Here is a 22857-nt window from a genome sequence, read left to right on the forward strand (position 1 = left end):
CGCCCGCGTCTAGGGCTTCGTGCGTCAAGGTACGGACGGCCGGGCCGTCATCCGCTTCCGCGCGACCGGGGTGTCGCTGCTCCTCGCGCATCTGCTGCTCGTCGGGTGGCTCACCCTGCGCCCGCTGGACGTGCCGTGGATGGACGCCGCCAATCTGTCACCGTTCGCCGGTATCAGGGCCGACCTGTCGCTCGGCCCCGCCGCCGCGTTCCGCCGGATCGGCGGCGGGCTGTTGCTGCTGGCGCCGCTGGGCGTCCTGCTCCCGATGGCCGGGGGCCGGCTGTACGTGTCCCCGTGGCTCTCGCTGGCCCGTACGGTCGCGGCCGGTTCGCTGATCTCGCTGGCCATCGAGCTGGGGCAGACCGGGGTGCCCGGCCAGGTGGTGGACGTGGACTCGCTGTTCCTGAACACGACGGGCGTCGCCCTCGCCCATGCCTTGGTGGTCCCCGCGTGCCGGGCGCGGCTGCGCCGGCGCGTCGGTCCGGAGCCGCAGGTGGTGCCGCGCGGCGGGCACGAGGCCCCTCAGGGTTCGACCCCGACGATTTCCGGGGTCGGGATGGCCCCGTAGAGCGACGCTTCGCCCGGTTCGCCGCGCGACGATGGAGGCATCGGGAGCACAACGGACTGCTCCCCGCAACGGTTCGCGAAGGAGCTCACCATGGCCGCACTTGCCCGCCCCCGTGACGGACGCATGATCGGCGGAGTGTGCGCGGCGCTGGCGCGGCGTTTCGGCACGTCGGCGAGGACCATGCGCGTCATTTTCCTGGTCTCGTGCCTGCTGCCGGGCCCACAGTTCCTGCTGTACCTGGCGCTGTGGCTGCTGCTGCCCCAGGAGCGGCCGTCGTCCTCGGCCGCCTGGTAGCCGTTCCGGTGCACATGCCTGTGGGCGGGCCCCCGGTCAGGGTGCCCGCCCACAGGGCGTGTTCCGACTTCGGCTTCGGCTTCGGCTCAGCGGCCGATCGGGAGACCGTTGGCGGACAGGCCGCTGGTGGTCAGACCGCCGGCCGGCAGGCCGCCGAGGAGGCCCTTGACGGGGGTGGTGGCGTCGCCGATGACCTTGGTCTGGCTGGTGCCGAGGAGCTGGTCGGCGGTCTCCTGGACCGGCAGCGTCGAGGTGGCGTCGGCCACGGCACCGGCGACGGGCACGACGCTGGTCGCGGTCTCCAGCGGCAGCACGGAGGCGGACGCGGTTCCGGCGGCGGCAGCGGCGAAAGCGGCACCGAGAGCGGCGACACCGAGAGTCCTGGCGGCAGACTGCTTCATATGACATTCATCCTTGGGGAAGGGGATGTGAGCGGCTTCGCAACGTAGTCAGCCGCTACCCCGCTCCGCAAACATCCGCCGCCACGGAAAACGGCCGGGGAAAACTTCCCCCGGCCGTTCCCCATACGCCGTCGTCAGCCGGCCAGCGAGGAAGACATGCTGGTCGCAGCGGTCTGCTCGAAAAGCCATTCGGACTTCAGCTCGGCGTACCCGGGCTTGATGACGTCATTGATCATCGCCAGACGTTCATCGAAAGGAATGAATGCCGACTTCATTCCATTGACGGTGAACCACTGCATGTCATCGAGCGTGTATCCGAAAGCCTCGGTCAGCTTCTCGAATTCCTGGCTCATGCTCGTCCCGCTCATCAGCCGGTTGTCCGTGTTGACCGTGGCCCGGAAGTGCAGCTTGCGGAGCAGCCCGATGGGGTGCTCGGCGTACGAGGACGCGGCGCCGGTCTGGAGGTTGGACGTCGGGCACATCTCCAGCGGGATGCGCTTGTCCCGTACGTAGGAGGCGAGCCGGCCCAGCTTCACGGAGCCGTCCTCCGCGACCTCGATGTCGTCGATGATGCGGACCCCGTGCCCGAGCCGGTCGGCGCCGCACCACTGGATGGCCTGCCAGATCGACGGCAGCCCGAACGCCTCGCCCGCGTGGATCGTGAAGTGGTTGTTCTCGCGCTTGAGGTACTCGAACGCGTCCAGGTGCCGGGTGGGCGGGAACCCGGCCTCGGCGCCCGCGATGTCGAAGCCGACGACGCCCTGGTCCCGGTAGCGGTTGGCGAGTTCGGCGATCTCCAGGGAGCGCGCGGCGTGCCGCATGGCGGTGAGCAGGGCGCCGACGCGGATGCGGTTGCCGTCCTGCCGGGCCCGCCGCTCGCCCTCGCGGAACCCCTCGTTGACGGCCTCGACCACCTCTTCCAGGGTCAGCCCGGCCTCCAGGTGCTGCTCGGGGGCGTACCGCACCTCGGCGTAGACGACCCCGTCGGCCGCCAGGTCCTCGGCGCACTCGGCGGCAACCCGGACCAGCGCGTCACGGGTCTGCATGACGGCGCAGGTGTGGGCGAACGTCTCCAGATACCGTTCCAGCGAACCGGAGTCCGCGGCCTCCCGGAACCAGACGCCGAGTTTGTCGGGCTCGTTCTCGGGAAGCGCGTCGTAACCGGTCGCCGCCGCCAGATCGACGATCGTTCCGGGACGCAGACCGCCGTCGAGGTGGTCGTGCAGAAGGACCTTGGGGGCGCGCCGGATCTGGTCCGGGCCGGGCACGTGAAGGGTCTGGCTCATCATCCAGGCACTGTAGCGCCTACGCGCGTAGAGCGGGCTTGTCGTTGCATAACGGTACGGTCGAGCCTTCCCGCGCCCCGCTCCGTAACAGACCCCGCGAACAGGGGTGGCGTGCCCGCGCTCGTCTGCCACTGTTACGCCATGGCACAGCGCGCACTTCCCCAGCCGGCGGCACGGCTGGGACGGGCCGTCACAGCGGCGGCCGGAACAGCAACGGTCGGCGGCGTGGTCCTGCTGCTCCCGGACGGCGAACCCCACTCGCACCGCCGCCCCTCCGCCCTCTCCCACGCCCGCCTGCTCCCGCTGGCCCGCGCCCTGGCGCACGCGGGCCGCGCCGACGGCCTCACCGCCCATGTGGTGCGCTACCGCTGCCGCGGCTGGAACGAGGACGACGCCCACCTGGCGGCGGATGCCGAGTGGGCGGTGGACGAGGCCGTACGCCGCTACGGCGACGTCCCCCTCTGCCTGGCCGGCCACGGCATGGGCGCCCGAGCGGCCCTCCGCGCGGGCGGCCACCCGGCGGTCGGCGCGGTCCTGGCCATGGCCCCCTGGCTCCCCGGCGACCCGTCCGCCGCCCCCGAACCGGTCAAGCACCTGGTCGGCCGCCCGGTCCTGCTGGTCCACGGCACCAACGACGCCCGCTGCGCCCCGGACCTCTCCTTCCGCCTGGCCGAACGCGCCAAGAAGACCAACCGCGACACCTGCCGCTTCGAGGTCCACTCGGACGGCCACGCGCTACGCCAGCACCGCGCGGAGGTAGCGGCATTGGCCGCCGACTTCGTACGCGGCACGCTGTTCGGCCACGCGTACGCCCGCCCGGTCACGGACGCACTGGCGGCACCGCCGCCGCTGGGCCTGCGGATGCCGCTGGCGGCGGGGTTCGGGGAGTCGTTGGGGGCGGGGTGAGGGGCTAGCGATTCCCGGCTTCGCCTGCTGTGCACAGGTGCGTCTTCGTGATGCCGCCGATGGTGGCGATGGTTTCGGGAGCGATGTGGGACAGGGCCGGGATCGTGTGATGCCAGCCAGGTGTGGTCAGGGCGTGTCGCAGGGCTCGCGTGGCGGGTTGCACGGCGGCCGGTACGGCCGGGGTCGTGTGGAGCGCCAGGTACTGGATGGTGTGTGTGAACGCGTCCGTGCCGATCGGGTCAGGGACGGGGCAGGGGCGGCAGGGTACGCGGGCGTGGTGTGCGGCCACCGCTGTAAGCGCCACGGCCCTGCGGTGCGGGGCGGAAGGGAGCATGGCCACGCGGTGCGCGGCGGTGTGGTCGCCCAGGGTGGCGTGCAGCACGGCCAGTGCGGCGGTGGGGAAATGGGCTGCCCCGCGACTGCTCAAGTCCCGCGTCAGCCACTCCAGCTGATGTACGGGCTCTTCCCCGTCACCGATGCGCAGGAACGCCTGCACCAGGACATCTCCGGGGCGCCAGGTGGCCGGATCGCTCCGCGTCGCCTGCTCCCGCTCGGCTGCCATGACCTCGTGGAACAGCTGCTGTTGGTGGGGCGGCAGATCTGCGACGGCGGGGAGGAGTTCCGCCAGCGCGGGCAGCAGCCCGAGGCTTCGGATCGCCTTCCGGGACGCGTGCAAGCGTTCCAGCACCGGACGGACGAGTTCGTACGCTGCTTCCGGGTCGTGTGAAGCGAGTTCGGCGGCGACGGCGGCCCGCGCCGCCCGGTCCGCCGTCCGCCAGGCGGCCCGTCCGCCCGGGCTCTGCGGTTGCCGGTGCCGTTCGACGTGGTCGACGGCGGCCGCCACCTCCCCTACCCGGGCGAAAGCCTGCGCGACAAACGCCCAGCTCCTGCCGACAGCCCCACGGGCCGCTTCCCGGGCATGACGGCGCGCCTCGGCCGGCCGGTGGCGGTCCGCATGGGCCAGGGCCATGGCCGCGTGTACGCGCACCCGCTCGTCCGAGTGTCGCGCCAGGCCGAGCAGTTGCTCGGGATCGGCGGCCGCGTCGGTTCGGACGAGCGCGCCCGCCAGGTCCGGCAGCCAGACGGGCCCCCGGTCGCCGGACCCCGCCAGGGGCAGGAGGGCCAGCGCCTGCTGCAGATGGTGCTCCGCGTCGTCCACGGCTCCGCGTCCGGCGAGGAGGACGGCTTGTTCAGCGAGCACGGTGGCCTCGGTGAACGCGTGATCCTCGGCGGCGGGCTCTTCCGGGGCGAGCACGGGCTCAGGAGCCACGGCGCGCTGCCCGAGCTCCAGAATGCGGGTGGCTTCCTCCGGCGTCCTCACGTCGGTGAGTGCCTGGGCGAGCACGGCGAGCGTGTGTTGGAAACCGAATTCCAGGTGGAAGGCGTCCGCCGGCGAACGCTCCCCGGCATCCGCGCGCAGTACGCTTTCGAGGTGGTCGCGGGCGGTGGCCGCGAGTTGCCGGGCCTGCGCAGGACGGGTGGGTGCCACGAACGACGCGGTGGCGGCGAGCGTGGCCACGGCCTCCAGTGAGGGGGCCTCCTGCCACACCCTCGTTACGTGCTCCAGCGCGAGGTCGTGCAGACGGCCGGCGCGGTCGGGGTCCGCGGCCGCCACCGTCTGCCAGACCTGCACCGCGACGGCCACGCCGCTGCCGTCCCCAGGCTCGGCCCGCTGTTCCAGTTCGTCCAGGAGCCGTGCCGCGTCCTGCGGATGCTCCGGTGCCAGCAGGGCAGCGGCCGATGCCCATGCGTCGATGCGGGCCGATCCGGTGCCCCGGGTGGAACGGAGCAGGGCGAGACCGTCCGCGTGCTGCTTCTGCTGGTCGCGGCCTGTCGCCGTCGTCAGCAGGGCGAGGGCCGCCCGCGCTGCCGCACCCTCCGCCTCATCGGTGACGTAGCCGCCCCGGTCCGCCTCCCGCAGTGCCGTACGCGCCCACCGCTCCGCCTCCCGGGCGGTGGCGGCGGCCTCCTGAACATCCGTCACCCGCACCGTCTCCGCGAGGTCGGCCAGCCGCAGCGCCTTGTCCACGGCACTCCCCGACGCGGCCGCCAGCGCTCGCCCCCGCCCCGGGTCCCCGAGCCGGGCAACGGCCTGCGCGACGGCCCCGGGCATCGGCCGCACCTGGCCCAGCAGCATCTCCCGGGAAACGGCGGCCGCGACGGCCGGGCCCAGGGGCGCCTGCTCCCTGTGACGGTGGGCGAGCAGGCACAGATGGGCGAGAGCGACATCGGCGCCGGAGCGGTCGGCGAGGCGGAGTTGGAAGCGGGGGTCGAGGACGAGAGCGTCGAGACGCGCGGCGTCCGAGGTGTCCTGGAGGAGGCGGATGTAGCCGGTCAGGAGGTAGTTGGGTGTGCTCTCTGGCCAGCCCTGGTCCCGGTACACCAGCGCCCAGCGGTGCAGGCTGTGGATGCTCCGGGCGAGAAAGGGCTTTCCCAAGTCCTGGCACGCGGATTGGAGCAGAACGTCGTGGGCCAGTACGAGAGTCTGTCGACCGGCTCGCGCCTCCTCCGCAGTCCTGACGTCCAGGGGCAGGAGGTCGGCGCGTGTCGGCGCCAGAGAACGGCTGACGACGGTACGGAGTCTGTCCTCGACATCGCATGCCGGGATCTCAAGGAGTTCCCCCAAATCCTCTGCGGTGAGGGCACCTCGCGCGGCGGCCAGCAGACCCAGCAGTGGGCGACCGATGGCGCGGTCGTCGCGAAGGACGCGCAATTCTGCCACGGCCATGTCGCGGATGATCTGCGCCGCAGGTGAGGGGGTGAGCTGCCGGACGATGGCAGGGTCCCGTAGGCAATGGTCCGGAGCCAGGTTCACCGGCACCCGTGGGTGAGGACGCCCGGTGACGATGACACGCATGTTGTGCGGGGGAGCCTTCGGCAATAGCCCGGCGATGCCTGTGCTGACCACATCCACGTCGGCGTCCTCGTCGAGCCCGTCAACGATCAGCACGAGCCGCCGTTTACGCTGCTCACATTCTTGGGCCGCTGCCTTGTACAACGGCTCAAGGTTCGGCTTCTGGACGGACACTGAGGGGTAGCGCCTCTTCCCCGCCGCGACGGCCAGCTGTTCCTTGACCGCCTGTACGAAGCCGTCTCGGTGGTCGGTGGCCAGGCGGCGCGAGATGACGTAGTGCGCGACATCCACCCCAGCGGGCAGTGCATGGATTGCGAACCAGCTCACCAGGGCCGTCTTCCCGGCCCAGGGGCCCGCCTGCCACCACAGGTAGGAGGGTGCACCGTCGGGCGCCTTCACAAATGCCTGGAGTGCCGCCAGTTCCTCGTCCCGGCCGTCGAGAACGCCGGGAAGCACCTGGAGCAGGGCAGGCGACGCTCCACGGAGCAGACGGCCCCGGGAAGACCCGTGAACGCGCGGCCCGGGGCCGCCCCTCCCGCTGTTGCTGAGGTCCTTTGCCGCCGTCAGCCAGGCGGCCCAGAAGCCCGGCGGTGCCTTGCGGTACCCCGGTGAAAGCCCTTCCGCACGGTCCTCCAAGAAGGGGATCAGCACGTCCCGGACGCACTTGGCGTACTCCGCCTTCGTCGGGGGCGTCTCGTTGAACCAGTCGGTGAAACGCCTCTTGTCCACCTCGTAGCCGTGCTTGGCGGCGTGGCTCACGAGGCGCGCATATCCCACCCCGGAATGGCCGCCCGCGGCCTCGTACAACTCCTTGAACTTGCTCATGAAGGTGGGCCCCTGTGCTGGCTCGCCTCGTCCGTCGCCCGCCGAAGACTTCACCGGACACATATTCATTCCCCTCTGACCTGCGGATACTGCACTGTTTCGCGTCAGCGGACTTCGCCGGATACTGGGTTCATGGCCGATATCTGAGGCACGCCGCCCGGCGGAGAAGCCCCGGGCGACACCCGTGAGGAGATCCACATGTCCGGCCTGCCGCCCGTCCTCGAATCCGTCCTGCAAGGAACTGCCGCCACCGGCCTCGCCTACGTCGGAGCCGTCGTCACCGTCGCTGCCTCCTCCGTGCTCTTCCGCAGCCCGGAGCGCCGGCGCGACGCGCGGGCGACGCTGACGATCCTGCTGCGGCGTGGCGGTGGGAAGCGGTGATGCCCGCAGGGCTGGTCGCGGTGGGGGCCAAGGGCCTACTCTCTGCCCTTGCCGGAGGTTCCCCGCAGGCGCGGGGGATGACCCCCGTTAGGAGCAGCGCCTCCTTGGCCCCCGCGTGCGCGGGGATGCTCTCCGCCGGTCAACGCGCCAATATCAGCCCGCAGCTGTACGCCCGGGCATGGCCCAGGCCGTTCGACAGGGACGCCACCAGGGTTTCCGGAGCGGTGACCGTCAGGGTGCCGCGGATTTCGGCACGGCCGATGCGGACGGGTTTGGAGCGGTGGGCGCTGGACACCGTCGGCAGCATGCGGATGCCCAGGGTCTCCGGGTCCGCCGTCGCGCCGATGCGGGTGACGCCGTCCTCGGCGGCCGGGGGCTCGTCGACGGCCTGGAGGCGGCGGGCGAACCAGCGCTTCACGTGTTCCGGGGTGGTGTGGGCGGTACGGGTGCCACGCACCTTCTCAGCGGGTGGGCGGCCCGACGGCCTGCTGCGTGTGGGGTTCACGACCGCGCGGAAGCCGAAGGTGTCGCCCCGCTCGAAGGTGCGGTCGACGGTGATGATGTGCGGTGCCGTCGTCAAGGCTTCGCGGGGGATGCGGGTCCAGTCGCCCGGGACCCGGGACTGGACGACCAGGACGAGGGCCCCCGCCTTCAGGTCCACCGACCAGGTGGACAGGACGCCCATCTGGGCGCGCGCCTCGGGCGCCCCGTCCTCGACCCAGCCCCGGAAGCCGCTCATCACCGTGCGGTGCATCTCCTGGGCGTCGACCAGGGACTTGGCCACCAAGGGGTGGCGGGCGTTCAGGGAGAGAACGGAGTGGGTGGCGACGAAACGGGCCGTCGAGGCCCCGGGGCTCTTCACGGGATGATGTCCCATCCGGTTGCGGTCGGTGCGATGGTGATGCGCGTACGGGTCTCCCAGCGGGTGACATGGGCCCGCCGGTCCGGGTCGAAGCTGACCGGCTGGTCGTTGACCTGGAGCGCGCCCCGGGTGCCCGGCGGAGCCTGGATCCAGGCCCAGGGACGACGCCCCGAGGTGTCGGGTCCCTCGGGCCCGGGAAGCAGGAGCTTGCCCGTGAACGCGGTGGCGATCGTGCCGGGCAGGATTTCCGCGGCGAGGGTGCCGGAGGGCGGGCAGGACTTCCTGCCGAGCCACAGCAGCCGCTTCGGGTGTTCGAGGGCGTACGCGATGGTCTCCAGCAGCGCCCGTTCCTCGTGCTGGAGACCGACGACGAACGCGGCGTCCGACAGATACCAGCGCTCGGTGATCATCGCCGTACGCGACAGCTCGGCCGATACGAGCGCCCCAGAGACGGGATCGGCGGTGATCTTCTTCGGCGCCCCGTACCAGCCCGCCAGTTCGTGGTGCCCGAAGCCCTCGCCGTCGGCCGCCTCCATGCTCGCGGCGACGGCCGCGGCCCGACGGTGGTCGGTGATGATGTCCCGGGGCCGCAGCGGAAACCGGCCCGCGCCGACCGTGTGGTAGTCGCGCACAGGTGTCCCGGGATGGTCGGCGCGTACGCCGAAGACGAGCGCGGCCAGGTCGTCCACAGGGTCGGTGCGTTCCCGGCCGAGGGCTGCCGCACACATGCCGATGACCGCCGATTTGGTGGGGCGGGCATGGGTGTCTCGGTGCGAGAACCGGGACGCCACCCCCCAGGACTGGAGGGGCGCGGCGAGCCGTACGAGCAAGACGTGCGTGGTCACGCCGTCAGCTCCTCGGCCGAGGTGACGGCGAGGGCGCCGGTGTCCTCAAGGGTGCCGAGGAGTTCGTCGATCCGGGGATCGTAGGTGAGGACACGGCCGGTCCTGATGTCGGGACGACGGCGGCTGACGAAGGCGTGGTGCTTCAGCAGCCGCCGCACCGCGGCCGGTCCCGCGGGTCCCTCGCCGTCCTTGTCGACCGGGTTCTCGTCGATGGGTGCCTGGAAAGCGGCCGCGTAGTTGTAGGGGCGCTCACCCTCGAAGGCGAGGACGAGGGCGGGCAGCGAACCGGTGGAGGCGGTCGAGTTCTTCTTCGCCTCGGGGAAGGCGTCGATGAAGGCGGTGACGAACTCGGCCTCGGCCGCGACGGACGCCTCCTCCGCCTCCTCGGCGGACATCCCCGCCGCGCGGAGGTTGTTGCGCAGCTTGACGCGGTCGAGGACGGCGTGCCGGTAGAACGTGCCGGTGATCAGGGACTGGTAGCCGGTCATGCCCGCCCCGGCGTCGTCCGCCGCATCGATGAAGTCCAGCGCGTTGGCCTTGCGGTCCAGCTTCGCGTCGTCGGCGGCGGCGTAGAAGTCGTCCACCTGCTCCGCCTCGTGCACCGTGAAGGCGTGGCTGCTCTGCACGGCACCGTCGACGTTCGGGGAGTCCGCGATCTCGGCGAGGAAGCGTCCGTACAGCGCGATGTCGACGGCGTCGCGCGGGGCGAGCGCGGTGAGGACCGCCGCCCGGGTCGGGCCGGGCAGCACGGGCAGCTTCGCGTCGGCCGCCGAGGTGTCCGTGCCCTCGACCGGCTCGTCCTGGACGGCGCCCTTGCGGGCGCCCTTCTTCGCCTTGGCGGCGGCGGTCTGCGCCGTCACGTACTCCTCGGTCCAGGGCCGGAGCGTCGCGGCCTGCTCCTCGATGTGGGCGGCGATGCGTGTGCCCGCGTCCTCGGGGGCGAACAGCAGCACCTTGGTCAGATTGGCGACGGTCTTCTTGGCGGGGTCCCCGAATCTCAGGCCCGTAGCCTCGATGACGGCGCGGGCGGTACGGACGGCCTCGTCCCACTCCCAGCCGTGCGCGGAGACCAGTTCGCGCGCGGTGGTGAGCGCCCACTCACGGGTCCGGACACCGGTGCGGTGGCCGGCCAGGGCGCCGACACCCGCGTTGGCCCGGTTGCGGGTGTGGACGCGTTCGGCCCTGCGCCGCGCCTGACTCGTGATCATGTGGCGTTCATAGCCGCCGTACACGATCGATTTGGGCGCCCCGTTCTCGTCACGCACGGGCAGAACGGCCACCAGCGTCTCCAGAAGGTGCAGGGAGAGGAACTGGCTGCCGGAGGATGCGGCGTTGCTGGTCATGCGAGGGAGTCCTTCTCGAGGTCGGCGGCGGCAGTCGACGGGGCGGTCCGGGCGGGCGGCATGTAGAAGGCCGCGCCCCACTCGTAGGAGATGCGGGCCTTGCGGTCGTGCCACAGGGAGAGGTCGTCCACGAGCCGCGCCCAGGACGGCGGATGCCGGTCGCAGGAGCGCAGGCGTGCGACGGCATGCTGCAGATGGCGCCACGGGATACGGCGGCTGGACACGATGCGGTCCACGAGCCGGGCCGCGCCGGGATCGTCGGGACCGCGTCCGGCCGCCCCACCGATACGGCGGGCCGCTTCGCCGAGACTGCCGTACCCGAAGTCGGGCTTCGGCCGGCCCTGGTGGTACACCGCGAAAAGGAAGGCGACCTGGCTGTAGATCTCGTGCTGAGCCTCGGTCGGGCTGTACCAGAGGGCCCGGAACTGGGGCTCCCGCTGGGCGCGGGGGCGTCGCAGTTCGGCGAGGCTCGCGTAGTCGTTGTTGTGGACCAAGCTGGCGAGCCAGGCCGTGAGCGCGGCGCCGCTCTCGCTGGTGCGGGCGTCGGCGCCCGTGCGGGTGGTCATGTCGTTCCTCCCCCTCGGATTTCGGCCGGGGCTTTCGGCGCGCTCAGCTCGGCGTCGAACCGCCTCAGCGCGACTGCCCGGGTCTTCGCCCCCTGCGCGCTTCTGGGCAGCGCGTCGAGGCGTTCGGCGAGGAACTGGCGGGCGGCGGCGGTGACGGTGGCGGCGTACTCGCGCAGGGAGGCGTGGACGTCCTCGCCCAGCGTCGTTTCCTCCATCAGCAGATCGAACGGCTCCCGGGTCGCCGCCCAGTGCTGGGCGCGGGCGTCGAAGCGGTCGAGCTGGGCGGCCTTGTCTGCAGGCTTGGGATTCGGGTACGCCACGGTCCAAGCCGCGTAGGCCGCCTTGGACAGAGCGGACGCCACGTACTCGGCGATCTCCGAACCCTCGCGGGAAGCCGTGTACAGCCTGGCCTCAAGGCCCGGCGCGAACGGGAAGACGCCGTCGACCCAGGCGATGGCCGTGGTCTGCCTGGCCACCAGCCCTACCGCCCACAGGTCGATGCGACGTGCGGGCTGCTGTCCGGGCTCGGGCGCGACGTCCTGGGCCGGGAAGAGCGCGAGCCGCCGGTACAGGGTGCCCCCGTCGTTGCCGCCCGCCGGGTGCGACCGCGCTTCGGCCACTGCGGCGTAGAGGGCGTGCGCCTCCCGCCAGACGGCCCGGGTCGCGGAGGCCCACAGCGGCTTCCTGATTCCGTCGGCCCGCTTCGCGTAAACGGCGTCCTGCAGATGCTCCTCACTCAGTGCGAGCAGTTCGCCCGCCCCGAGGAGCACCCGGTCCACGTGGTCCCCGGTGCGGGTGGGGCGCAGAAGGACCGACCGGCCGAGGCAGCTGTGCAGATCGGCCGGACCGGTGACCGCCCGGCCGCTCGGCTTGGCGGTGAACCCTCGGCGCTCCTTGCCCCTGGTCCACGTGCGATTCAGTTCGCCGGGCGGACCCGGGACCGGGGCGAGGTTGAGGCGCAGCGTCTCGCCGAGGGTGTCCCCGAGGGCGATCACGCGAATGCGTGTGCCGAGGCGGGTGGCAGCGAGGTTGGTGAGGGTCGGCCCGAGCGTCTTCTTGCCGGAGACCCGGGCGCGTCCGGCCGGACCGTACACGTGCTGGGTGAGCATGGCCCGGAACGCCTCGGCGACCGGGAGCGGAGCCGGGTGCTCCAGGTGGTGGTGGTCGAAGAACTGGTTGTAGTCGCCCACCCGCTCGATCACCAGCTGCGCCGGACCCGCCCCGTGCTCCTCGATGTACGGGCGCAGCAGCGCGTTCTGCCCCAGGGGTTCCTCGGGGTGGAAAAGATCCCAGACCTCGCCCTCCGGGCGCTGGGCGAGCCAGTCGGCGACGGGCCGGAGCGCGTCCTTCCGGTCCACCCAGGCGGGCCACTGCGCGGCCGACTCCGGATACGTACCGGAGGCGTAGCAGATGGCCAGCAGGAACTCGATGACGGCGACCCTCTCCCCCGGCGTGCCGCCTTCCAGACTCCGGAGGTCATCGGCATCGTGGAACAGCTCCACCAGGCTCAGTTCCACGAGCCGGCCGTCCAGGGTCAGGACCGGAACGCAGGGCGATTGCCGGGGGTCCCATCGGGGTCGTAAGTCCGTCTCGGACAAGGCACTTGATCCGGCCACGCTCCACCGTCTCCTCATGCTCTTAACGGTTCCCTGCTCGAACGAGACAGGACGCTAGCAGCCGGACGCCCGCGCGGTTCGAGGTTTGGGACATCCTCAACGAGCTTGCGCGACGGTCCAGTTGCCGCCCGAGGCGCATGACTCCCCGCACGCGCGGGGCCGACCCCCACGAGAGCCGTTCCGATTCCCCGGACCAGCCTGCTCCCCGCACGCGCGCGGCGATGCCGCCGCGACGACTGCGGGCTGGTCGCCGGGGCACAGCTTCCACTGCGCGGGCGACGTCCCCCGCCCACCTCCCCGCCGTCGGTCTCCGTACGCACCGCCCGCTGTGAACCATCCGCAGCGGGCATGCCGACGGCCGCCGGCCGGCCCTGGGCGTGACGGACGAGGGCCGCACCGCCCTCGCGCTCGCCGAGGAACCGGCGCCCGCGCCGGAGACCCCCTCACCCCGGCAGCAAACTCCCCCGCCGCCCCAGCAGGAACCGTTTGAACGCCGCCACCGGGGCCGTGTCCGGGTGGCCGTCCAGCCAGGCCACGCCGATCTCGCGCACCGCGCGCGGCGCCGTCACCGTCAGCTCCACCACGCCCGGGCGGGCCACCGCCGGAGGTGGGAGGAGGGCCACGCCCAGGCCCGCCGCGACCAGGCCGCGCAGGGTCTCCGCCTCCTCGCCCTCGAAGGCGACGCGGGGGACGAAGCCGGCCTGGGCGCAGAGGTCGTCCGTGATGCGGCGGAGGCCGTAGCCGGGTTCGAGGGTGACGAACGTTTCATCGGCGGCTTCGGCCAGGCGGATGCGGCGGCGGGTGGCGAGGGGGTGGTCGTCGGGGACGACCAGGCGGAGGCGTTGTTCGTCGAGGCGGCGGGTGACCAGGTCGGGGGCGTCCGGGACCGGGGAGGTGAGGCAGAGGTCGAGGCCGCCGGCACGGAGGCGTTCGATCATGGCCTCGCCGTAGTTCTGGACGAGCTGGAAGCGGACCCGGGGGTGGTCGGCCCGGAAGGCGCGGATGAGGGCGGGGACGGTTTCGGAGCCCATCGTGTGGAGAAAGCCGAAGGCCACCTTGCCCGCGGTGGGGTCGGCGTCGGCGCGTACCGAGTCGGCGGCCTTCTCCACCTCCGCGAGGGCGCGCTCGGCCGAGCCGAGGAAAGTGCGGCCGGCGGGGGTCAGGGAGACCGTGCGGCCCTTGCGCGCGAACAGGGCGACGCCCAGGTCGTCCTCCAGCCGCACCATCGCCCGGGAGAGCGTGGACTGCGGGACGCCGAGTTCCTGCGCGGCGCGGGTGACGTGTTCGTGCCGGGCCACCGCCTCGAAGTACGCGAGCCGCGGTGCGAGGACCGCGCGGATGTCTTCTTCGTAACTGCTCGGTGACAGCCGGGGCTGTGAGCTGCGTTGATGCGCCATGGGATTGATTATTCGCTGTTTGTGCATTGGACGCATGAATCGCCTGCGGCATACGTTCCCTGCATGCCTCCTGCCAGTACCGGGGCGTCCACCCTCACCGTGGCCGCCTCGACCCAGTCGTCCCCCGTCGCCGACACCACCGACCGCCTCGAACCCGGGCGCCCCGGCTACCGCCGGATGAGCTTCGCCCTCTTCGCCGCCGGTGTCGCGACCTTCGCGCTCCTCTACTCCACGCAGGCGCTGCTGCCCGCCGTCTCCGCGTCCTTCGGCGCGACGGCCGGACAGGCGAGCTGGACGGTGTCCGCCGCGACCGGGGCGCTGGCGCTGTGCGTGCTGCCGCTGAGCGCGCTGTCCGAGCGGTTCGGGCGGCGGCAGATGATGACCGCCTCGCTGGTGGTCGCGGTGACGGTCGGCCTGTTCGTTCCGTTCGCCCCCTCGCTGGGCTGGCTGATCGCGCTGCGCGCGGTCCAGGGCGCCGCGCTGGCCGGACTGCCCGCCTCCGCGATGGCGTACCTGGCGGAGGAGGTGCGGCCCAAGGCGCTCGTCGCCGCGATCGGGCTGTTCGTGGCCGGCAACAGCATCGGCGGGATGAGCGGCCGCATCCTCACCGGCTGGATCGCGCAGCTGTGGGGCTGGCGGGCGGCGGTCGGCGCGGTCGGGCTGCTGGCCGTGGCCTGCGCGGTCGTCTTCCACTTCATGATCCCGCGCGCCCGGAACTTCACCCCCGGGACGCTGAACCCGAAGGCGCTCGCGCGTACCGTCGGTTCGCACCTCGCGAACCCGCTGCTGCGGCGGCTGTACGCGATCGGCGCGCTGTTCATGACGGTGTTCGGGGCCGTGTACACGGTCATCGGGTACCGGCTGGTCGAAGCCCCGTTCAACCTGCCGCAGGGCATCGTCGGTTCGATCTTCCTCGTGTACCTGGTCGGTACGGTCTCCTCCGCCGCCGCCGGACGGTTGGTCGGCCGGCTGGGGCGGCGGGGCGCGCTGTACCTCGCGGTCTCGACCACGGCCGCCGGGCTGCTGCTCTCGCTGGGCGACGCGCTGGCCGCCGTGCTCCTCGGCCTGGTCCTGATCACGGCCGGCTTCTTCGCCGGGCACGCCGTCGCCTCGTCCTCGGTGAGCCGTACGGCGACGACGGGCCGCGCCCAGGCTTCGGCGCTGTACCAGTCGGCGTACTACCTCGGCTCCAGCGCGGGCGGCACGCTCGGCGCGGTAGCCTTCCACGCCGGCGGCTGGGCGGGCACGGTCGCGCTGGGTCTGCTCGCGGTCCTCGGAGTCGTATCCATCACGCTGTACGGGACGCGGGCCGCCCGCGCCGAACGGCTGCGGCCCGCCGCCGTGGCGCCCGTACAGAACTGAGACATTCGGCGCACAACCAACCGCTCCCCTTCGCGCATCTAGCAGGCGGAATCACCGCGGTGCGCGCGAAGGGGAGTTGGCGTACATGGGAGTCAGGAAGAACATGCGGGATATAAGGGGCATTGCGGGCGTACGGGTGCGAAGGGGGCTCGTCATGTCCGTCGCGGGTCTGACCGCGATACCGGCGTTCGTCCTCGGTACGGGCACGGCCGCGCAGGCTGCGTCCTGCACGACGTCCACGGGCCCGTACCAGAAGCAGGTCGAGAAGTACCTGCACCTGAAGGTGGACGGCAGGCAGTCGGCGGCGGACTGCAAGAAGATCCGGTCGTTCCAGAGCACCTACGGCGTCACTCCGACCATCGGTTACGCGGGACCGGTCACCTGGCGCACGATGCAGACGCTCACCGCGCAGAAGGCGGCCGGCAAGAACCCGAACAAGGCCGGGAAGTGCCCGACCAACAAGGGGCGCATCGCCTGCGTCGACCTGACGCGGCAGATCAGCTGGATCCAGGACGGCAAGAAGCTGAAGTTCGGGCCGGTGCCGGTGCGGACGGGGCGGGACAAGTACGAGACGCGGACGGGCGCCAAGAAGATCTACTGGCGTCACAAGAACCACGTGTCGTCGATCTACCACGTGGCCATGCCGTACTCGCAGTTCTTCGACGGCGGCCAGGCGTTCCACGCGGTCGGCGTGAAGATGTGGAATCCGCCGGGATCGCACGGCTGCGTCAACATGCGCACCTCGGACGCGAAGTCATACTGGAATCTGTTGAAGAACGGCGACGACGTCTACGTGTACGGCCGCAAGCCGGGGACCTGACGGCTGCCGCTCGCCCGCCCCGTTGTCAGTGCCCCGCTGTAGCTTCCGAAGTGCTGGACGAAGTGAGCGGTGTCACGGCACGACAGGGTGGATCGGCGATGACTGAACTGACAGCGGCGGCAGCGGGTCCCGGCACGGGCACCGGCGCCCCGGGCGACATCGACAGCCGTCTGGAAGGACACCGGGTCGAGCTGACCGGTTACTGCTACCGGATGCTCGGCTCGGCGTTCGAGGCGGAGGACGCGGTCCAGGACACGCTGGTACGGGCCTGGCGCGGCTTCGACAAGTTCGAGGGCCGGTCCTCGCTGCGGTCCTGGCTGTACCGCATCGCGACCAACGTCTGCCTGGACATGCTGAACGCCGGCAAGCGGCGGGCCCGGCCGGTCGATCTGACCGGGCCGACGCCGCTCGCCCAGGCGGCGCTCAATCCGCTGCCGGAGAACGCCTGGCTGGAGCCGATGCCGGACGGCCGGATCATCCCGACGACCGACGACCCGGCGGAGGCGGCGGTGGCGCGCGAGTCGGTGCGCCTCGCGTTCGTCGCGGCGCTCCAGCACCTGCCGCCGAAGCAGCGGGCGGTGCTCATCCTGCGCGAGGTGCTGGCGTGGAAGGCGGCGGAGGTCGCGGAGCTGCTCGGCACCTCGGTCGCCTCGGTCAACAGCGCCCTCCAGCGGGCCCGGGCGACCTTGGCCGACCACGAGTCGGTGGCGGCCGACGCGGCGGACCCGCTGGACGCGGAGCAGACGGCCCTGCTCGAACGGTACGTGGCGGCGTTCGAGGGCTACGACATGCAGGCGCTGACCGCCCTCCTCCACGAGGACGCGGTGATGACGATGCCGCCGTTCGACCTGTGGCTCCGGGGCCACGACGACATCACCGGCTTCATGACGTCCCTGGGCGCGAGCTGCGCGGGCTCCCGCCTCCTCGCGACCTCCGCCAACGGCGCCCCGGCCTTCGCCCAGTACAAGCCGGACCCGGAAGGCCCGGGCTTCGTCCCGTGGGCGCTCCAGGTCATCGACATCACGGACGGCGCGGTCACGGGCCTGCACTGCTTCCTGGACGCGGACCGCTGGTTCCCGCTGTTCGGGTTCCCGGAGCGGTTGGGGGCGGCCTGACCGTGGCGTTCCGACTGCGAGGGGGCACACCGTTTCCTTCAGATCAGTCACTGACCCAATGAAGAACTCCTAACGGAATGAGCTTCGCGTCAGGAGTCGATCTCCCAGTGGAGGGCCCCGGCCTGAGCAAGGGGTTCCAGCGCCTCGACGAAGGACGCCTCATCCGTTCCGGGCGAGAGGTCCACCGCGAGGTAGGTGCCCTGAAGCCACTCGTGTGGCAGGCCGACGTCGACGGCCTTGCCATGCAGGAGCTCATGTACCTCGTCTCGGTCCGCATGTTCCACGACGAGTGCGACGCGAAGGGTCCGGTGGCCGGACTTGCGCACGATCCTGGTCAACAGGTGGTTGCTGTCTGTGGTCACGACGTCGCGATAGCAGATTCCGTAGGTGAAGAACGGCAGGCAGGCCACCTCGAACGTGCCGTCGGTGAGCTGACGGGTCCACAGCTGCTCGCGCCAGCCGTCCTGCCGGTCCGACAGGTCGGCGTGGATCATGTAGTTGGTGGGGCCCCGGCCGATCGGGTCCTCGTGCGGGATGATGGCGATGGGGTGCCTCCCGGAGCTGGGTCCCGACTCCCAGATCCTGCAACAACCGCCGCGGCCTCGATGCAGCGGGGCGTGTTCAGGCGTCGCCAGCAGATCAGTGCGCATCCGAAGGTAGCGGGGTGCGGCACTCAACCTTCGGTAGCAGCGGTTCGATCACCACCCACAGCGCGTCGTCGACATGCCACGGCTTCGGCCGAGCCACCCCACACCCCCGGATCGCGGATCGCCACTTCCGGAGCGATCCAACCACCTCGAAGCTCATTCCGTTAGGAGTTCTGAGCCCCCCGGAACAAGCCTTATTTCAGTTCTGATGTGACCTGAGTGAAGCCTGGTGGCGGCCCACCGAAGCACCTGCCGGACCGCCACCAGGGACGTTACCTCAAGACTCATTTCCACCAGTTCAGCGGCGTCACGCCATCCTTTTCGTACACGTTCCCATAGAACCACTCGACCCCGGAATTCTCTTCGGCCACGGAGTTCAAGACGTTCTCCACCTCGCTGAAACCGCGCACCGCCGGAAGGGTGAAGACGGTGAGCTTTGATGCTCTCCCATCCCGCCACCCGCCGAGTGACTCAATCGCCTGGGCTACGGAATCGCCAACAGGTGGCGGCCCATACAACTGAATGCAAAGGTTCCCTCCACGGAGGAGAACATCAAATTCTCCTGTAGTGGAGTCCACACGGACAACGTCGCCGCACGCCACACCAAGGACCAGACCTGGCGACGCCAACAGCCGGTACTCACCAGGTGGAGTCAGTTCTTCGACGGGAACCTCTTCGAAAACGGGTTCACCTGAAGTCTTCTTGCCCGCCAGCAATCGGATAGTCGGTTGCAACGCCGACGGCTCCACCCTAATCACCCTTCCCTAGTCCTTCCTTCCGTACGGCGCCCCACAACTACCTCGGTCAGCACACGACCTACCCGCACCCGGCGCCCCTCGGTTATTCGCGCTGAGGTTACAGGCAGCGTGCCCGAGGGCTGGGATCTGTGTTGTAGGTACGGGTTCGACGGGCGGTAGTTGGTCATCGACAGCGCGGACCCGAAGCGGTCACCGGATTCGATGACGCCGGTGAGCCCTTCGCCCTGGTCGATCCAGGTGAGCGGGGTGGGCATGCCTCGGTGAGTGTGTGGCTGAAGATTGTGACTCCGCCCGTGGCAGCGGCATCTTCCAGGGTCTCCCCCGGTTCTCCGACGGCGAAGTAGCGGTTGGTCCCTGCCAGCGCGGCACCGAACTGGTCGCCGCTCTCCACTCCTTCGGGCACACCGGGGCTGTCCTGCGTGATCGTGACCGTGGTTCCGCCCTGCATGTAAGCGACGGCACCGGCGCCGGGGTGACCGACCCCGTCCGCGGCGACGTTCTCGCCGGGGGCGCCCACAGCGAGGTAGGGCTGCCCGGACGCGGTGGTGCCGGCCTGCAGGGCGTAGCCGAACAGGTCACCGGCCTCACTCGTACCCGGTGAGAAGGTCGCCTGGTTGTACAACGCCGACGCCTGGCCCGCCCCCAGCCCGGAGGGCGATCCGTAGATGATGTGCAGGATGCCGGCGTCCTTGATCGCGGTGCCGCCGTCCCCGGTGTCCTCGCGCGGGGTCCCCACCGCGAGGTCCGTACAGCCGTCGCCGTTGAAGTCCGTCCAGGCTATGGCCGATCCGAAGCGGTCACCCTGCTCGGGTGCCACCGCTCCCATGTTCGGGGAGGCCTGCGAGATTTCCGTAGCGGGCACATCTCCCGCGTAGATGACCCGGATGAGGCCGGCTTCCTTGGCACCGGATACCGTCGCCTGCGGGTCCGTGACTACGTTGTCGATCAGCCCGTCACCGTTGTAGTCCGAGCCGACACCCGCGCACGCCGCCGCAGCGGCCGGCACGGCATCTGTGAACACCGGGCCCGAAGCCGCTACGAGCAGAAAAAGGTCGATTGACGGCGGAGTTACCGAGACTCCCTTTTTGCAGCAAACCCCTTTCGTTACGCAGCGCGATGGGCGCCTGCGGAATGTAAGGGCTACTACCGCTAAGAACAGGCCACTGATGCCATAGGCGGGCACAAAGAAGCGATGAAGCGGAGGAGCCAGGATGCTTCGATCGTGCACCGCGAAAGCATAGTTGTAGACGGAAAACGCTTGCGGACCTCCACGGGACCGACCTGTTTCCCGCAGGACCCGTCGGCTGAAAGCGCGCACTCGCTCGTCAACTAACCGTCACCCTGCGTGAGGGGCACCTCCAGCCCCACCAGCTCCAGCAGCACCCGCAGTTCCGGCGGGGTCCCGCACAGGCGCAGCCGGCGGGCGCCCGTCCTGCGGGCTGTCAGGGAGAGGCGGGCGATCGCCTCGACCGTCGTCAGGTCCGGGTGGACGACGCCGCTCAGGTCGCAGTACACCGTGGTGGGGTCCGGCGACGTGCGCAGGAGGGCTTCCAGGTCGGCGCAGAGGCGGGGGACGGCGTCGCGGGTGAGGCGGCCGGAGACGATGAGCGCGGCCGGGGGCGGGGGTTCCATACCCTGGCAGACCCGGGGCCGCGCCGGAACTCACCGCGTCCGAGGCGGCCCTTCTCAGCTGACCGGGAAGATGCCCGTGTCCAGGTCCAGCCCGAAGGGGTCGGGCAGGGCCAGCTTGTCGCCGTACTCGACCGTGGCCAGCTGGCGGTACGTGCCGTCCTGCGGCTCCCCGTACAGCGTGGCGGTGGGGCGGCCCGAGTGCCACGGGTCCAGCAGGAGGAAGAGCGCGACGCCCGCCTTCGCGTAGCCGTGCACCTTGCCGATGCGGTCGTGGTTGGCGTTGTGCTGCGACGTGATCTCGACGACCAGCAGCGCTTCCTCGGCGGGGACGCGGTTGCCCGGTCCGGTCGCCACGGCTCTGGGCACGACCACGAGGTCGGGGATGTACAGCCCGGCCCGGCCGGGGACCGAGACCCCCAGGGTCTGGAAGATCTCCAAGTCCTCCGGGATCACGGAGTAGAGCCTGCGCTGGAGCAGGGCTGCGGTGAGATTGTGGTCCTTGGACGGTGGCGGCGACACAGTGACGATCCCCTCGATGATCTCCACCTTGCAGCCCTCGGGTGCGTCCGTCCCCTCCCAGATCCGGACGAGGTCGTCCCACTCCTGGCCCTGTCCCGGGCCCGGCGCGGGATCGACGGTGAGTGCGCTCATGGCGGTCTCCTCTTATCGGTGCGTCGCCCAGGGGGTGTCTGACCCATCCCCGCGGCGTCGCGACGCCTGGCACGCACGCTCGCGGCGTTGCCGAAAAGCCCTGGTAGCTCCGCTACAAGGCCTTCCCGGCGCCTTGCGATCGCACGCACCAGACGCCGCTCCTTCCTCCACGGGGATGGGTCAGACACCCCCGTCCAGCATGCCGAACGGGACCGGCGGCAGTCCACCGGTCCCGTTCACCCGTATGGGGAAGCCGCAGGTCAGGCGATACGTTCCCGCACCACCGGGGTCGCCGTGTACGGCGTGCCCGCGGGTTCGATGTCGTACGCGTCCGGGAGCGCCTTCAGGGCGTAGTCGAACTTCTCCGGGGTGTCCGTGTGCAGCGTCAGCAGCGGCTGGCCGTCGGTGATCGCGTCGCCGGGCTTGGCGTGGAGCTCGATGCCCGCGCCGGCCTGGACCGGGTCCTCCTTGCGGGCGCGGCCCGCACCGAGGCGCCAGGCGGCTACGCCGATGTCGTAGGCGTCCAGGCGGGTCAGGATGCCGGAGGACGAGGCCTTGATGACGTGCTGCTCGCGGGCGACCGGGAGCGCGGCGTCGGGGTCGCCGCCCTGGGCGGAGATCATGCGGCGCCAGACGTCCATCGCGGAGCCGTCCCTCAGGGCCTTCTCCGGGTCGGCGTCCTTGAGGCCCGCCGCGTCCAGCATCTCGCGGGCGAGGGCCAGGGTGAGGTCGACGACGTCCTTGGGGCCGCCGCCGGCCAGGACCTCGACGGACTCGCGGACCTCCAGGGCGTTTCCGGCGGTGAGGCCCAGCGGGGTGGACATGTCGGTGAGCAGGGCGACCGTGCGGACGCCGCTGTCGGTGCCGAGGGCGACCATCGTGGAGGCCAGCTCGCGGGCGTCGTCCAGGGTCTTCATGAAGGCGCCGGAGCCGACCTTGACGTCGAGGACCAGGGCGCCGGTGCCCTCGGCGATCTTCTTGGACATGATCGAGCTGGCGATGAGCGGGATCGCCTCGACGGTGCCGGTGACGTCGCGCAGCGCGTAGAGCTTCTTGTCGGCGGGCGCGAGGCCGTCGCCCGCCGCGCAGATGACCGCGCCGGTGGTGTCGAGGACGTCCAGCATCTCGGCGTTGGACAGCCGGGCGCGCCAGCCGGGGATGGACTCCAGCTTGTCGAGGGTGCCGCCGGTGTGGCCGAGGCCCCGGCCGCTGAGCTGGGGGACGGCCGCGCCGCAGGCGGCGACCAGCGGGGCGAGCGGCAGGGTGATCTTGTCGCCGACGCCGCCGGTGGAGTGCTTGTCCGTGGTCGGGCGGGAGAGCGTACGGAAGTTCATCCGCTCGCCGGAGGCGATCATCGCGGCGGTCCAGCGGGCGATCTCCGTACGGTTCATGCCGTTCAGCAGGATCGCCATGGCCAGTGCGGACATCTGCTCGTCGGCGACCTCGCCGCGGGTGTACGCGTCGATGACCCAGTCGATCTGCTCGGGGGTCAGCTCGCCTCGGTCCCGCTTGGTGCGGATGACGGAGATGGCGTCCATGGTCTGGCGTCCTTCCGGCCGGTACGTACGGTGCGCGTGGGCCCTGTTGACTCTACGCGCATAGAGGGGGGAAGAGGCGCCGGGGGGGGGGGGGGGGGGGGGGGGGCCCCCCCGGGGCCCGGGCGCGCGGGGGGCGGGGCGCGCCCGCCCGGGGGGCGGGCGGGGGGGGGGGGGGGGGCGGCGGGGGGGG

The 22857-nt window shown here is 71.1% G+C and carries 22 protein-coding genes; 7 read left to right on the forward strand and 15 right to left on the reverse strand.

Annotation, left to right across the window (positions count from 1 at the left end):
- The first annotated feature begins 19 nt into the window (after positions 1 to 19).
- On the forward strand, positions 20 to 568 hold the full coding sequence (locus FKN01_RS10215; protein ID WP_143618736.1) for a VanZ family protein: 549 nt from the start codon (positions 20 to 22) through the stop codon (positions 566 to 568).
- Between the two features lie 90 nt (positions 569 to 658).
- Complete coding sequence (locus FKN01_RS10220; protein WP_143618737.1) at positions 659 to 862, forward strand: PspC domain-containing protein; 204 nt, start codon at positions 659 to 661, stop codon at positions 860 to 862.
- A gap of 86 nt (positions 863 to 948) precedes the next feature.
- On the opposite strand, the gene FKN01_RS10225 is transcribed toward FKN01_RS10220, so the two are convergent.
- Together FKN01_RS10225 and FKN01_RS10230 are read right to left on the reverse strand one after the other, a co-directional pair.
- A complete protein-coding gene (locus FKN01_RS10225) occupies positions 949 to 1263 on the reverse strand; it encodes a hypothetical protein (RefSeq protein WP_143618739.1) in 315 nt (104 codons plus the stop codon).
- A 134-nt stretch (positions 1264 to 1397) separates the two neighbouring features.
- Positions 1398 to 2552 (reverse strand): adenosine deaminase, encoded by a 1155-nt coding sequence (locus FKN01_RS10230; RefSeq protein WP_143618741.1) that lies wholly within the window; start codon positions 2550 to 2552, stop codon positions 1398 to 1400.
- Between the two features lie 222 nt (positions 2553 to 2774).
- Between FKN01_RS10230 and FKN01_RS10235 the strand changes: the two genes are divergently transcribed.
- Positions 2775 to 3455, forward strand: coding sequence for an alpha/beta hydrolase (locus tag FKN01_RS10235; protein WP_143618820.1), 681 nt, complete (start codon positions 2775 to 2777; stop codon positions 3453 to 3455).
- Between the two features lie 4 nt (positions 3456 to 3459).
- Here the strand turns inward: FKN01_RS10235 and FKN01_RS33095 are convergent, their stop codons facing one another.
- Positions 3460 to 7332: a hypothetical protein gene (locus FKN01_RS33095; RefSeq protein ID WP_260696838.1), complete on the reverse strand. Its 3873-nt coding sequence runs from the start codon at positions 7330 to 7332 to the stop codon at positions 3460 to 3462.
- On the opposite strand from FKN01_RS33095, the gene FKN01_RS10255 reads away from it, so the two are divergent.
- Positions 7333 to 7515 (forward strand): hypothetical protein, encoded by a 183-nt coding sequence (locus tag FKN01_RS10255; protein WP_143618745.1) that lies wholly within the window; start codon positions 7333 to 7335, stop codon positions 7513 to 7515.
- Positions 7516 to 7654: 139 nt separating this feature from the next.
- Here FKN01_RS10255 and FKN01_RS10260 read toward each other — a convergent pair whose 3' ends face one another.
- The 6 genes from FKN01_RS10260 to FKN01_RS10285 all read right to left on the reverse strand — a co-directional run bounded on the left by FKN01_RS10260 (position 7655) and on the right by FKN01_RS10285 (position 14144).
- On the reverse strand, positions 7655 to 8377 hold the full coding sequence (locus tag FKN01_RS10260; protein WP_143618747.1) for a type I-E CRISPR-associated protein Cas6/Cse3/CasE: 723 nt from the start codon (positions 8375 to 8377) through the stop codon (positions 7655 to 7657).
- On the reverse strand, positions 8374 to 9222 hold the full coding sequence (gene cas5e / locus FKN01_RS10265) for a type I-E CRISPR-associated protein Cas5/CasD (protein ID WP_143618749.1): 849 nt from the start codon (positions 9220 to 9222) through the stop codon (positions 8374 to 8376). Before cas5e ends, FKN01_RS10260 begins: the two co-directional genes overlap by 4 nt.
- On the reverse strand, positions 9219 to 10565 hold the full coding sequence (locus FKN01_RS10270) for a type I-E CRISPR-associated protein Cas7/Cse4/CasC (protein ID WP_143618751.1): 1347 nt from the start codon (positions 10563 to 10565) through the stop codon (positions 9219 to 9221). The genes cas5e and FKN01_RS10270 overlap by 4 nt, the downstream gene beginning before the upstream one ends.
- Entirely contained in the window at positions 10562 to 11131 is a 570-nt protein-coding gene (gene casB / locus FKN01_RS10275) for a type I-E CRISPR-associated protein Cse2/CasB (RefSeq protein ID WP_143618753.1), read from the reverse strand. The genes FKN01_RS10270 and casB overlap by 4 nt, the downstream gene beginning before the upstream one ends.
- On the reverse strand, positions 11128 to 12765 hold the full coding sequence (casA, locus tag FKN01_RS10280) for a type I-E CRISPR-associated protein Cse1/CasA (protein ID WP_260696839.1): 1638 nt from the start codon (positions 12763 to 12765) through the stop codon (positions 11128 to 11130). Before casA ends, casB begins: the two co-directional genes overlap by 4 nt.
- Before the next feature lie 425 nt (positions 12766 to 13190).
- Complete coding sequence (locus tag FKN01_RS10285) at positions 13191 to 14144, reverse strand: LysR family transcriptional regulator (protein ID WP_143618755.1); 954 nt, start codon at positions 14142 to 14144, stop codon at positions 13191 to 13193.
- Positions 14145 to 14207: 63 nt separating this feature from the next.
- Here FKN01_RS10285 and FKN01_RS10290 point away from each other — a divergent pair, with 63 nt between their 5' ends.
- The 3 genes from FKN01_RS10290 to FKN01_RS10300 all read left to right on the forward strand — a co-directional run bounded on the left by FKN01_RS10290 (position 14208) and on the right by FKN01_RS10300 (position 17441).
- Positions 14208 to 15506 (forward strand): MFS transporter, encoded by a 1299-nt coding sequence (locus FKN01_RS10290; RefSeq protein WP_143618757.1) that lies wholly within the window; start codon positions 14208 to 14210, stop codon positions 15504 to 15506.
- 103 nt (positions 15507 to 15609) lie between these two features.
- A complete protein-coding gene (locus FKN01_RS10295) occupies positions 15610 to 16326 on the forward strand; it encodes a L,D-transpeptidase (protein ID WP_143618759.1) in 717 nt (238 codons plus the stop codon).
- Positions 16327 to 16424: 98 nt separating this feature from the next.
- Positions 16425 to 17441 (forward strand): sigma-70 family RNA polymerase sigma factor, encoded by a 1017-nt coding sequence (locus FKN01_RS10300; RefSeq protein WP_143618761.1) that lies wholly within the window; start codon positions 16425 to 16427, stop codon positions 17439 to 17441.
- Positions 17442 to 17530: 89 nt separating this feature from the next.
- Here FKN01_RS10300 and FKN01_RS10305 read toward each other — a convergent pair whose 3' ends face one another.
- The 6 genes from FKN01_RS10305 to FKN01_RS10335 form a co-directional block, all read right to left on the reverse strand.
- On the reverse strand, positions 17531 to 18091 hold the full coding sequence (locus FKN01_RS10305; protein ID WP_143618763.1) for a DUF4265 domain-containing protein: 561 nt from the start codon (positions 18089 to 18091) through the stop codon (positions 17531 to 17533).
- Positions 18092 to 18372: 281 nt separating this feature from the next.
- Positions 18373 to 18846, reverse strand: a complete 474-nt coding sequence (locus FKN01_RS10310) for a DUF4265 domain-containing protein (protein WP_143618765.1) — start codon at positions 18844 to 18846, stop codon at positions 18373 to 18375.
- Positions 18847 to 19009: 163 nt separating this feature from the next.
- Positions 19010 to 19852, reverse strand: coding sequence for an FG-GAP and VCBS repeat-containing protein (locus FKN01_RS10315; protein ID WP_143618767.1), 843 nt, complete (start codon positions 19850 to 19852; stop codon positions 19010 to 19012).
- Positions 19853 to 20175: 323 nt separating this feature from the next.
- Positions 20176 to 20478: a lipid asymmetry maintenance protein MlaB gene (locus FKN01_RS10320; protein WP_143618769.1), complete on the reverse strand. Its 303-nt coding sequence runs from the start codon at positions 20476 to 20478 to the stop codon at positions 20176 to 20178.
- A gap of 54 nt (positions 20479 to 20532) precedes the next feature.
- Positions 20533 to 21129, reverse strand: coding sequence for a Uma2 family endonuclease (locus FKN01_RS10325; protein ID WP_143618771.1), 597 nt, complete (start codon positions 21127 to 21129; stop codon positions 20533 to 20535).
- 260 nt (positions 21130 to 21389) lie between these two features.
- Positions 21390 to 22667, reverse strand: a complete 1278-nt coding sequence (locus FKN01_RS10335) for a thymidine phosphorylase (protein ID WP_143618775.1) — start codon at positions 22665 to 22667, stop codon at positions 21390 to 21392.
- Positions 22668 to 22857 lie beyond the last annotated feature (190 nt).

Origin of the sequence: Streptomyces sp. 130 (genome assembly GCF_007096885.1) — a bacterium.
GTDB lineage: Bacteria > Actinomycetota > Actinomycetes > Streptomycetales > Streptomycetaceae > Streptomyces.

Excerpts from the sequence above, each read along its gene's own strand:
- FKN01_RS10335 (WP_143618775.1), bottom strand. The coding sequence starts at position 22,667 with ATGGACGCCATCTCCGTCATCCGCACCAAGCGGGACCGAGGCGAGCTG.
- FKN01_RS10295 (WP_143618759.1), top strand. The coding sequence starts at position 15,610 with ATGCGGGATATAAGGGGCATTGCGGGCGTACGGGTGCGAAGGGGGCTC.
- FKN01_RS10285 (WP_143618755.1), bottom strand. The coding sequence starts at position 14,144 with ATGGCGCATCAACGCAGCTCACAGCCCCGGCTGTCACCGAGCAGTTAC.
- casA (WP_260696839.1), bottom strand. The coding sequence starts at position 12,765 with ATGAGGAGACGGTGGAGCGTGGCCGGATCAAGTGCCTTGTCCGAGACG.
- FKN01_RS10225 (WP_143618739.1), bottom strand. The coding sequence starts at position 1,263 with ATGAAGCAGTCTGCCGCCAGGACTCTCGGTGTCGCCGCTCTCGGTGCC.
- FKN01_RS10255 (WP_143618745.1), top strand. The coding sequence starts at position 7,333 with ATGTCCGGCCTGCCGCCCGTCCTCGAATCCGTCCTGCAAGGAACTGCC.
- FKN01_RS10300 (WP_143618761.1), top strand. The coding sequence starts at position 16,425 with ATGACTGAACTGACAGCGGCGGCAGCGGGTCCCGGCACGGGCACCGGC.
- FKN01_RS10220 (WP_143618737.1), top strand. The coding sequence starts at position 659 with ATGGCCGCACTTGCCCGCCCCCGTGACGGACGCATGATCGGCGGAGTG.
- FKN01_RS10320 (WP_143618769.1), bottom strand. The coding sequence starts at position 20,478 with ATGGAACCCCCGCCCCCGGCCGCGCTCATCGTCTCCGGCCGCCTCACC.
- FKN01_RS10270 (WP_143618751.1), bottom strand. The coding sequence starts at position 10,565 with ATGACCAGCAACGCCGCATCCTCCGGCAGCCAGTTCCTCTCCCTGCAC.
- FKN01_RS10325 (WP_143618771.1), bottom strand. The coding sequence starts at position 21,129 with ATGAGCGCACTCACCGTCGATCCCGCGCCGGGCCCGGGACAGGGCCAG.
- FKN01_RS10290 (WP_143618757.1), top strand. The coding sequence starts at position 14,208 with ATGCCTCCTGCCAGTACCGGGGCGTCCACCCTCACCGTGGCCGCCTCG.
- FKN01_RS10305 (WP_143618763.1), bottom strand. The coding sequence starts at position 18,091 with ATGCGCACTGATCTGCTGGCGACGCCTGAACACGCCCCGCTGCATCGA.
- casB (WP_143618753.1), bottom strand. The coding sequence starts at position 11,131 with ATGACCACCCGCACGGGCGCCGACGCCCGCACCAGCGAGAGCGGCGCC.
- FKN01_RS10230 (WP_143618741.1), bottom strand. The coding sequence starts at position 2,552 with ATGATGAGCCAGACCCTTCACGTGCCCGGCCCGGACCAGATCCGGCGC.